We start from the raw sequence: 10,483 nt of genomic DNA on the forward strand, positions 1-10,483 counted from the left end.
TCAGTGCGCCGCTGAGTCCCAGGTGCGGCCGTAGCCCAGCGATACCTCCAGCGGCACGTCGAGCGGGTAGGCGCCGCACATCTTGTCGCGCACCAGTGCCTCGAGCTGCTCCCGCTCCCCGTCGGCCACCTCGAACAGCAGCTCGTCGTGGACCTGCAGCAGCATCCGCGACGTGAGCCGGGCCTCTGTGAGCGCCTTGTCCACCTCGATCATCGCCACCTTGATGATGTCGGCGGCGCTGCCCTGGATCGGGGCGTTGAGCGCGGCCCGCTCGGCGGCCTCGCGGACCTGGCGGTTGCTGCTGTCCAGCTCCGGCAGGTAGCGCCGCCGGCCCAGCACCGTCGAGGTGTAGCCGTCCTTGCGGGCCTGCTCGACGACGGCGTGCAGGTAGTCGCGGACTCCGCCGAACCGGGCGAAGTAGGCGTCCATCTGCTCCTTGGCTTCCTCGGTGGAGATCTTCAGCTGTTGCGACAGGCCGTAGGCGCTCAGGCCGTAGGCCAGCCCGTACGACATCGCCTTGACCCGGCGCCGCAGCTCGCCCGTGACCTCGTCGATGGGCACGCCGAACGCGCGGGACGCGACGAACGAGTGCAGGTCCTCGCCGGTGCGGAACGCCTCGATGAGCCCGGCGTCCTGCGACAGGTGGGCCATGATCCGCATCTCGATCTGGCTATAATCGGCCGTCATCAGTTCGCCGTAACCTTTGCCCACGACGAACGCGTCGCGGATCTGACGGCCGGCGTCGGTGCGGATCGGGATGTTCTGCAGGTTCGGTTCGGTCGACGACAACCGGCCGGTGGCTGCGATGGTCTGGTTGAACGTGGTGTGGATACGCCCGTCTGCGGCAACGGAATTCAGCAGCCCGTCGACGGTGACCTTGAGCCGGGTGACGTCGCGGTGGGTGAGCAGGTGCTGCAGGAACGGGTGGCCGGTCTTGTCGAACAGCGACTGCAGGGCGTCCGCGTCGGTGGTGTAGCCGGTCTTGGTGCGCTTGGTCTTCGGCATCTCCAGCTCGTCGAACAGCACCACCTGCAGCTGCTTGGGTGAGCCGAGATTGATCTGCTTCCCGATCACCGCGTACGCCGCTTCGGCGGCATCGCGGATCTGGTCGCCGAATTGGCTTTGCAGCGTGGACAATTGGTCGAGGTCGACGGCAATGCCGGCGGCCTCCATGCCCGCCAGCACACCCTGCACCGGCAGCTCCATGTCGGCCAGCAAGGCCTGCGAGTCGATGCGGGCCAGCTCGGCGTCCAGTGCGTCGGCCAAATCTGCGACGGCCTGCGCGCGCAGGATCGTGGTCTGGACCGCCTGGTCGTCCACGCCATCAGTGTCGTCGAGCAGCGAAAGCTGTTGTTGCTCACTGGTTTCCGCACGCAGCTCGCGACGCAAGTAGCGCAGGGACAGGTCGTCGAGGGTGAAGCTGCGCTGGCCAGGCCGCACCAGGTAGGCGGCCAGCGCGGTGTCGGACGTGATGCCGTTCAGTGTCCAGCCGCGCCCGGCCAGGTCGTGGATGGCCAGCTTGGCCTCATGCAGCGCCTTGGGCTTGTCGTGGTCGGCGAGCCAGGCGGCCAGCGCCGCCTCGTCGTCGGGGGTCAGCGTCGCCGTGTCGATGTAGGCGCCGTCGCCGTCGGCAGCGGCGATCGCCAGCGCGGTGGTGTCGCCGTCGTAGGCCACATGGGTGCCCACCACCGCCAGCCCGGACCTGCGGCCGTCACCGGCGTGGTCGGCCAGCCACTGGCCGACCGTACCGGGTTCCAGTGCGCCGCCGCGCACGTCGAATCCCTCGTCGACCTCGGGTTCGACGGCGGCCAGCGTCTCGAACAGCCGGTCCCGCAGCACCCGGAATTCGAGGTGGTCGAACAGCTGGTGGATCTGGTCGCGATCCCACGGCTGCATGCGCAGCGTGTCGGGAGTCTGGGCCAGCGGCACCTCGCGGATGAGCTCGGTGAGCTCGCGGTTACGCACCACGCTGGCCAGGTGCGCCCGCAGCGCGTCGCCCACCTTGCCCTTGACGGTGTCGACGTTGTCGACCAGCGCCTGCAGCGAGCCGTATTCGGCGATCCATTTGGTCGCCGTCTTCTCCCCCACGCCGGGGATACCGGGCAGGTTGTCGCTGGGATCGCCACGCAGGGCAGCGAAGTCGGGATACTGCTTGGGCGTCAGCCCGTACTTTTCGACGACGGCCTCCGGGGTGAACCGGGTCAGCTCACTCACACCTTTACGCGGATAGAGCACCGTGACGTCGTCGCTGACCAGTTGCAGCGAGTCGCGGTCGCCGGTGACCACCAGCACGCGGTAGCCCTCTTTTTCGGCCTGGGAGGCCAGGGTGGCGATGATGTCGTCAGCCTCGAAACCGGGTTCGGCGAGCACCGTAATGCCCAGGGCGGCAAGGACTTCCTTGGTGACGTCGATCTGGCCGTGAAACTCGTCGGGGGTCGACGTGCGGTTGGCCTTGTACTCCGGATAGCGATCCGAGCGAAACGTCTGCCGCGACACGTCGAATGCGGCGGCCACGTGCGTCGGTGACTCGTCGCGCAGCAAGTTGATCAGCATCGCGGTGAAGCCGTACACCGCATTGGTGGTCAGCCCGCCCGCGGTCTTGAAGTTCTCCGCCGGCAACGCGTAGAACGCTCGGAACGCCAGCGAATTGCCGTCCAGCAGCATCAACGTCGGCTTGCCGTCAGCGACCTGGCCGGGTTGCGTCTTGGCGCTTGCGGTCTTCGCTGGGCTCACGGCTTCAACTCTAGGCATCGGGTCCGACGCTGAGTCCACCCGCGGCGAAACTGGAACACGTTTCAGTTTTGCTGGTGTTCTCGGTACGCTGGCCGGGTGTCTGCAGCTACCCACCAGGAACCGGCCATCGACGGCTGGTTCGCCACCGATGACTCCGGTTCGCCGCATCTGATCGGCGCCAAGTGCCCGCAGTGCGGCACCTACGTGTTCCCGCCCCGGGCCAATAATTGCCCGAACCCCGCTTGCGACGGCGACCAGCTGGAGCCGGTCGCGCTGTCGCCACGCGGCACGCTGTGGAGCTATACCGAAAACCGCTATGCCCCACCGCCGCCCTATCCGTCGCCGGATCCGTTCGAGCCGTTCGCGGTCGCCGCGGTACAGCTGGCCGACGAAGGCCTGATCGTGCTGGGCAAGGTCGTCGACGGCACGCTGGCCGCCGACCTCAAAGTCGGCATGGAGATGGAGTTGACCACCATGCCGCTATTCACCGACGACGACGGCGTCGAGCGGATCACCTACGGCTGGAGGATCGCATGACTGAGCCGGTCTACATCCTCGGTGCGGGCATGCATCCGTGGGGCAAATGGGGTCGCGACTTCACCGAATACGGCGTGGTGGCCGCCCGCGCCGCGCTGGCCGAGGCCGGCCTGGACTGGCGGCAGATCCAGTTGGTGGCCGGCGCAGACACCATCCGCAACGGCTACCCGGGCTTTGTCGCCGGTTCGACGTTCGCGCAGAAGCTCGGGTGGAACGGCGTGCCGGTCAGCTCGAGCTACGCGGCCTGCGCCAGCGGCTCGCAGGCGTTGCAGAGCGCCCGCGCTCAGATCCTGGCCGGCTTCTGCGACGTCGCGCTGGTGATCGGCGCCGACACCACGCCGAAGGGGTTCTTCGCGCCGGTCGGCGGCGAGCGCAAGAACGACCCGGACTGGCAGCGGTTCCATTTGATCGGCGCCACCAACCCGGTGTACTTCGCGCTGCTGGCGCGACGCCGGATGGACCTCTACGGCGCCACGCTCGAAGACTTCGCACAGGTGAAGGTCAAGAACGCGCGTCACGGCTTGCAGAACCCGAATGCCCGCTACCGCAAGGAAGTATCGATCGACGATGTGCTGGCCAGCGCGGTGGTGGCCGACCCGCTGCGGCTGCTGGACATCTGCGCCACCTCGGACGGCGCGGCCGCGCTGATCGTGGCCAGCAAGTCCTTCGCCGAGAAGCACCTCGGCTCCCTCGAAGGTGTGCCGTCGGTGCGCGCGGTCAGCACCGTCACCCCGCGCTACCCGCAGCACCTGCCCGAATTGCCGGACATCGCAACGGATTCCACGGCCGTCGTGCCCGCGCCGGAGCGGGTGTTCAAGGATCAGATCCTCGACGCCGCCTACGCCGAAGCCGGTATCGGTCCGGAGGACCTGAGCCTGGCCGAGGTCTACGACCTGTCCACGGCGCTGGAGCTGGACTGGTACGAACACCTGGGGCTGTGCCCCAAGGGTGAGGCCGAGGGCCTGCTACGCAGCGGCGCGACGACGATCGGCGGCCGCATCCCGGTCAACCCGTCCGGCGGGCTGGCCTGCTTCGGCGAGGCCATCCCCGCGCAGGCGATCGCGCAGGTCTGCGAGCTGACCTGGCAGCTGCGCGGCCAGGCCACCGGCCGTCAGGTCGAGGGCGCCAAGGTTGGGGTCACCGCAAACCAGGGCCTGTTCGGCCACGGCTCGTCGGTGATCGTCGCCAAGTAAGGGCTCACCTACCGCACGAGGGTGCGGAGTTGTACGCGATTTGCGCAGCTTCGGCGTACAAACGCGCACGCTCGCGGGCTACTCGGCGGCCGCGTCGAGCGTTTCCAGCACGACTTCGGCCACCCGCTTCATCGTGGTGCGCCGGTCCATCGCGGCCCGCTGGATCCACTTGAACGCCTCCGGCTCGGTCATGCCCTGCTTGGCCTGCAACAGACCCTTGGCCCGTTCGACGAGCTTGCGGGTCTCCAGCCGTTCGGACAGCGTCGCCACTTCGCGTTCGAGCGCGCTGATCTCGCTGAACCGGCTGAGGGCCAACTCGATGGCCGGCACCAGGTCGCTGGCGGTGAACGGCTTGACCAGGTAGGCCATCGCGCCGGCGTCGCGGGCCCGCTCGACCAGATCACGCTGACTGAACGCGGTCAGCACCACGATCGGCGCGATGCGTTTGGTCGCGATCTCCGACGCCGCGTCGATGCCGTCGCGTCGCGGCATCTTCACGTCCATGATCACCAGGTCGGGCTTGAGCTGTTCGGCCAGTTCGACCGCCTCCTGGCCGTCGCCGGCCTCGCCGACGATGTCGTAGCCCTCTTCGCGCAGCATCTCGGACAGGTCCATCCGGATGAGGGCCTCGTCCTCGGCGATCAGTACCCGGCGCGGGACGGGGGCAGCCGCATCGGTCGTTGAGCCGGTCATGCCCGCCATTGTGTCAGCGGGTCGCGGCGTTCCGTGAGCGCGGGGTTGAGACGCGGCGCCATCGCACGCATCCTCTATGGTGGGAGGCCGTAGAAACCACGCCCTCGTATCCCAACTGGCAGAGGAAACGGATTCAAAACCCGTACAGTGTGAGTTCGAATCTCACCGAGGGCACTCACCGACAGTGCTGTACACCATCGGCCACGGCGCCAAAACCGCCGACGAGCTCACCGCCGCACTTCGCCAACACGACGTCGACCTTCTGGTCGACGTGCGCAGCTTTCCCGGCTCTCGGCGCAATCCCGACGTGTCCAAACACGTCATGCCCGACTGGTTGGCCAAGACGGGCATCGACTACCGCCACGAACCCGGCCTCGGCGGCCGTCGCAAACCGCCGGAGCACCCGATTCCGCGGGACCGGTGGTGGGAAAACCAGCAGTTCGCCAACTACGCCGCCCACACCCGTACGCCCGAATTCGAAACCGCATACCAGCGGCTGCTGCAGGACGCCGACAGCCGTAACGTCGCCATCATGTGCGGGGAGCCGACCTGGTGGCGTTGCCACCGCCGGATGATCGCCGACCTGGCCACCCGCGACGGACGCCTGGTGCAGCACATCATGCCCAACGGGTCCCTATCCGAACATCGCATGTCGGAGTGGCTGACCAGTCCCCTGGACGACAGTTAGGCTTTTGCCGTGGCGGCTAAGAAATGCAGTGCGCCGCCGGACTGGTCAGCGGGTCCGTCGCCAAAGCCGGACTGTGTCGCAGCGGTGCGGACCCAATCGCGCGCCCGCACCCAGCACTATGTCGACAGCGTCTCGCGACGCCTGCGGGTACTCAAGATCACGGCATGGATCGGCGCGGCCGTGCTCGTGGGCTTCGCAGTCCTCGAACTCTTCTCGATGCACACCGCTCCCTGGATCCCCGTCTTCCAACTGGTCGTCGCCGCGATCTACGTGATGACCCCGATGCTGTACCGCTTCGGCGAACTCGTCGCGCCGCTGACCTTCGTGGGCTTCGGGTACGCGACGATCTTCGTCCTCTGTTGGACCGTGGGCACCGGTTCGGGCCTACAGTACTACTTCCTGGTCGCCGCCACATTGGTGGTACTCACGCTCGGCATCGAACACATCGTTCTGGCAGCGACGCTGGCGGGCATCGGGGCCGTGCTGGCGATCACTGTCGAGTTCTTGGTTCCCTATGACACCGGCGTTCAGCCACCCTGGGCGCAGACAACGGGATTCGTCGTCACGATTGCTTCCGCGTGCGTGATGGTGGTGGCGACGGTGTGGTATGCGCTGCGCGAGATCGCCCGCGCCGAAGCGGTTATGGAAGCCGAGTACGAAAGGTCCGAAACGCTGCTGGCCAACATCATGCCGGCCAGCATCGCCGCTCGGCTGAAGGACCCGGCGCGAAACGTCATCGCAGACAAGTACGACGAAGCGTCGGTGTTGTTCGCCGACATCGCCGGCTTCACCGAACGTGCCAGCGACACCAATCCCGCTGAGCTGGTTCGGTTTTTGGATCGGCTCTACACCGACTTCGACGCGCTGGTCGACAAGCACCGGCTGGAGAAGATCAAAGTCAGCGGCGACTCCTACATGGTGGTCAGCGGCGTGCCGTGGCCGCGACGCGACCACGTCGAGGCGCTCGCACAGCTCGCGCTGGATATGAAGGACGCGGTGGCCGACCTGAAAGACCCGCAGGGGCGGCCGGTTCCGCTGCGCATCGGCCTGGCCACCGGGCCGGTCGTCGCCGGCGTAGTGGGTTCCCGTCGCTTCTTCTACGACGTGTGGGGCGACGCCGTCAACGTCGCATCGCGAATGGAATCGACCGACGCAGTCGGACGCATCCAGGTACCGGAGCCGGTGTACGAGCGGCTGAAGGACGACTTCCTGCTCGAGGAGCGCGGCGACGTCGCCGTCAAGGGCAAGGGTGTGATGCGTACCTGGTATCTGGTCGGCCGCAGGCCCGAAGCCGACTCCGGCGGGCGACGCACCGCGGCGTCGCAGCCGGCCGGCGTCTGACAGTCCCGGCAAACCCCACATCGGCATCCGATTTGTGGGAAACTGCGCGCATGCAACCTAACGTTGTTCCGAATTTGCTGCCGCATCTGTGGAAATCGACTCTGGTCTCGGGCATTTTGGCGTTGGCCCTCGGCATTCTGGTGTTGGTGTGGCCGGGAGTCAGCATCCTGGTGGCCGCGATCATCTTCGGCGCTTACCTGCTGGTGACCGGGATTGCGCAGGTTTTCTTCGCGTTCAGCCTGCATGTCTCCGCCGGCGGCCGCGTGCTGTTGTTCATCAGCGGCGCTGCATCGCTGATTTTGGCGGTGCTGTGTTTCCGCAGCCTTTACGACTCAATCCTGCTGCTGGCCATCTGGATCGGCGTCGGCTTCATCTTTCGCGGTGTGGCGACGGCGATTTCGGCGATCAGCGATCCCGCGTTGCCTGGCCGTGGCTGGGAGATTTTCCTCGGTGTCATCAGCTTGCTGGCCGGCATCGTGCTGATCGCATCGCCGTTTGAGTCCATCGGGATTCTTGCTCTGGTCGTCGGCATCTGGCTCGTGATCATCGGCGTGTTCGAGATCGTGTCGGCGTTCGGCATCCGCCGAGCGTCCAAAGAGCTGACCACTGCGATCTCAGGTGAGGCGCCCGGCGCGATCTGACAGCGCCCGGTGATTTGCGCGACAAGGTGGTAGATCGCCTCGAGGTCCGTCTACTACTCTGTGTCGTAGTAAGCGCATACACCCCCCTTCTCGGGAGATGGCAGATGGACGTCGTCGACGTGTCGCGGTGGCAGTTCGGTATCACCACCGTCTACCACTTCATCTTCGTGCCGCTCACGATCGGCCTGGCGCCGCTGATCGCCGTCATGCAAACCGTGTGGGTCGCCACGGACAATGACGTCTGGTATCGGCTCACCAAGTTCTTCGGCAAGCTGTTTTTGATCAACTTTGCGATCGGGGTGGCCACCGGGATCGTGCAGGAATTCCAGTTCGGCATGAACTGGAGCGAGTATTCGCGGTTCGTCGGCGACGTCTTCGGCGCACCGCTGGCCATGGAGGGCCTGGCGGCGTTCTTCTTCGAGTCCACGTTCATCGGATTGTGGATCTTCGGTTGGAGTCGGCTGCCGCGGCTGGTTCACCTGGCCTGCATCTGGATCGTGGCGATCGCAGTGAACGTGTCAGCGTTTTTCATCATCGCGGCGAACTCGTTCATGCAGCATCCGGTCGGTGCGCACTACAACCCCCAGACCAAGCGCGCCGAGCTGACCAGCATCATGGCGCTGTTCACGAACAACACTGCGCAGGCAGCGGTTTCGCACGCGGTTGCCGGCGCGTTGTTGACCGGCGGGACGTTCATTGCAGCGGTGTGCGCCTGGTGGATGGTGCGGGCGACGGACGACGATGCGCGACGCATGTATCGTCCGGCCACCGTCCTGGGATGCCTGGTCGCGTTGGCCGCCGCGGTCGGGTTGTTCTTCACCGGCGACGCGCAGGGCAAGCTGATGTTTCACCAGCAGCCGATGAAGATGGCGTCGGCGGAATCGCTGTGCGACACCCAAACCGATCCTGACTTCTCCATCCTGACCGTCGGCAGGCAGAACAACTGCGACGCCCTCACCCGCGTGATCGAGGTGCCCTATGTGCTGCCGTTTTTGGCCGAGGGCCGGATCAACGACGTGACGCTGCAAGGTGTTCGGGACATCCAACGGGATTACCAACAGCGGTTCGGGCCGAACGACTACCGGCCCAACCTGTTCGTCACCTACTGGTCGTTCCGGGCGATGATCGGGCTGCTGGCGATCCCCTTGCTGTTTGCGCTGACCGCATTGTGGGTGACCCGCGGCGGCCGCGTTCCGCGTCAGCAGTGGTTCGCTTGGCTGGCGCTGCTGACCATTCCCACGCCGTTCCTGGCCAATATCGCGGGGTGGGTTTTCACCGAAATGGGCCGCCAGCCCTGGATCGTCGTGCCCAACCCCACCGGCGATCAGCAGGTCCGCCTCACTGTCGCCGAAGGCGTGTCACATCACTCGCCCGGCATGGTGGTCGGCTCGCTGGTGACATTCACTGCGGTTTACGCCGTGCTGGCCGTCATCTGGTTCTGGTTGCTGAAACGCTATGTCGTCGAAGGACCGCTGGAGCACGACGCGGAACCGGCACCGCCCGCCGCGCCGGCCGCCGACGAGGTGGCGCCGCTGTCGTTCGCGTACTGAGCACCGAAAGGAGTTGACCCGTGGCGCTTCACCAGCTGTGGTTCGGTGTGGTCGCCGTGCTGTTCCTCGGGTTTTTCATCCTGGAAGGCTTCGACTTCGGCGTGGGCATGCTGATGGAGCCGCTGGCTCGCATCGGCGCCGGCGATCCGGAAAGGCAGCGCCGCGCCGCGCTCAACACGATCGGCCCGGTGTGGGATGGCAACGAGGTGTGGCTGATCACCGCGGGCGGCGCGATGTTCGCGGCCTTCCCGGGCTGGTATGCAACGGTGTTCGCGACGCTCTACGTGCCGCTGCTGGTGATCCTGCTCGGCATGATCCTGCGTGCGGTGGCGATCGAATGGCGCGGCAAGATCGACGACACCAAGTGGCGTGGCTGGGCTGACTTCGGAATCGCGGCCGGATCTTGGCTGCCCGCGCTGCTGTGGGGTGTGACGTTCGCGATTCTGGTCCGTGGCCTTCCGGTGGATGCCGACCATCAGGTCCGGCTGTCTGTCGGCGATGTGCTCAACGCCTACACGGTGCTGGGCGGTCTGGCCACCACGGGGCTGTTCCTGTTCTACGGTGCGGTGTTCATTGCGCTGAAGACGTCCGGTTCGCTCCGAGACGACGCCTTGCGGTGCGCGCGGTGGTCGTCGTTGCCGGCGGCGGGATTCGTTGCCGCGTTTGGGCTTTGGACGCAACTGGCTTACGGCAAGAGCTGGACCTGGCTGCTGCTCGCGGTCGCGGTGGCCGCGCAGTCGGCGGCGGTGGCGTTGGTGGCCACACGCAAGCGGGAGGGCTGGGCGTTCTGCTGTGTCGCGCTGGTCGTGGCCGCGGTGGTGGTGCTGCTTTTCGGTGCGCTGTATCCCAATCTGGTGCCGTCGACAATCGATCCGTCGTGGAGCCTGACGATCGACAACGCGTCGTCGACGCCGTACACGTTGAGGATCATGACATGGGCGGCGGTGATTTTCGCCCCGTTGGCGATGGCCTACCAGGCGTGGACGTATTGGGTGTTCCGGCAGCGGATCTCGGCCGATCGCATACCGCCGCCGACCGGTCTGGTGCGGCGAGCGTCGGAAGCATGAGCAGCCGGGCGCCGCTGGACCCGCGACTGTGGCGGGGTTC

The 10,483-nt window shown here is 66.3% G+C and carries 9 protein-coding genes and 1 tRNA gene; 8 read left to right on the forward strand and 2 right to left on the reverse strand.

The window, feature by feature from the left end; translation table 11 throughout:
- A complete protein-coding gene (gene polA / locus AWC14_RS26080) occupies positions 1-2,664 on the reverse strand; it encodes a DNA polymerase I (protein ID WP_142281856.1) in 2,664 nt (887 codons plus the stop codon).
- Between the two features lie 165 nt (positions 2,665-2,829).
- Here polA and AWC14_RS26085 point away from each other — a divergent pair, with 165 nt between their 5' ends.
- Positions 2,830-3,270 (forward strand): Zn-ribbon domain-containing OB-fold protein, encoded by a 441-nt coding sequence (locus AWC14_RS26085; protein WP_045383263.1) that lies wholly within the window; start codon positions 2,830-2,832, stop codon positions 3,268-3,270.
- Positions 3,267-4,463, forward strand: coding sequence for a lipid-transfer protein (locus tag AWC14_RS26090; RefSeq protein ID WP_045383265.1), 1,197 nt, complete (start codon positions 3,267-3,269; stop codon positions 4,461-4,463). The genes AWC14_RS26085 and AWC14_RS26090 overlap by 4 nt, the downstream gene beginning before the upstream one ends.
- A 78-nt stretch (positions 4,464-4,541) precedes the next feature.
- Here the strand turns inward: AWC14_RS26090 and AWC14_RS26095 are convergent, their stop codons facing one another.
- On the reverse strand, positions 4,542-5,156 hold the full coding sequence (locus AWC14_RS26095) for an ANTAR domain-containing response regulator (protein ID WP_162267197.1): 615 nt from the start codon (positions 5,154-5,156) through the stop codon (positions 4,542-4,544).
- Between the two features lie 100 nt (positions 5,157-5,256).
- Between AWC14_RS26095 and AWC14_RS26100 the strand changes: the two genes are divergently transcribed.
- The 6 genes from AWC14_RS26100 to cydB all read left to right on the forward strand — a co-directional run bounded on the left by AWC14_RS26100 (position 5,257) and on the right by cydB (position 10,443).
- Positions 5,257-5,330, forward strand: a tRNA-Leu gene (locus AWC14_RS26100).
- A gap of 10 nt (positions 5,331-5,340) precedes the next feature.
- Positions 5,341-5,844, forward strand: coding sequence for a DUF488 domain-containing protein (locus tag AWC14_RS26105; protein WP_045383270.1), 504 nt, complete (start codon positions 5,341-5,343; stop codon positions 5,842-5,844).
- Between the two features lie 9 nt (positions 5,845-5,853).
- Positions 5,854-7,185 carry an adenylate/guanylate cyclase domain-containing protein gene (locus tag AWC14_RS26110; protein ID WP_045383274.1) on the forward strand — a complete coding sequence of 444 codons (1,332 nt, stop codon included), beginning with the start codon at positions 5,854-5,856 and terminating at the stop codon, positions 7,183-7,185.
- Positions 7,186-7,217: 32 nt separating this feature from the next.
- The gene (locus tag AWC14_RS26115) at positions 7,218-7,826 is read left to right on the forward strand and encodes an HdeD family acid-resistance protein (RefSeq protein ID WP_162267196.1); all 609 of its coding nucleotides are present in this window, start codon (positions 7,218-7,220) and stop codon (positions 7,824-7,826) included.
- A gap of 104 nt (positions 7,827-7,930) precedes the next feature.
- Complete coding sequence (locus tag AWC14_RS26120) at positions 7,931-9,376, forward strand: cytochrome ubiquinol oxidase subunit I (protein ID WP_045383279.1); 1,446 nt, start codon at positions 7,931-7,933, stop codon at positions 9,374-9,376.
- A gap of 20 nt (positions 9,377-9,396) precedes the next feature.
- A complete protein-coding gene (gene cydB, locus AWC14_RS26125; RefSeq protein ID WP_045383282.1) occupies positions 9,397-10,443 on the forward strand; it encodes a cytochrome d ubiquinol oxidase subunit II in 1,047 nt (348 codons plus the stop codon).
- Positions 10,444-10,483 lie beyond the last annotated feature (40 nt).

The sequence above is a fragment of the Mycobacterium kyorinense genome (assembly GCF_002101735.1).
GTDB lineage: Bacteria > Actinomycetota > Actinomycetes > Mycobacteriales > Mycobacteriaceae > Mycobacterium > Mycobacterium kyorinense.

Bases quoted from the DNA above. Each gene is read 5' to 3' on its own strand.
- polA (WP_142281856.1), bottom strand. From the start codon at position 2,664: ATGCTGCTGGACGGCAATTCGCTGGCGTTCCGAGCGTTCTACGCGTTG.
- AWC14_RS26090 (WP_045383265.1), top strand. From the start codon at position 3,267: ATGACTGAGCCGGTCTACATCCTCGGTGCGGGCATGCATCCGTGGGGC.
- AWC14_RS26095 (WP_162267197.1), bottom strand. From the start codon at position 5,156: ATGACCGGCTCAACGACCGATGCGGCTGCCCCCGTCCCGCGCCGGGTA.
- AWC14_RS26120 (WP_045383279.1), top strand. From the start codon at position 7,931: ATGGACGTCGTCGACGTGTCGCGGTGGCAGTTCGGTATCACCACCGTC.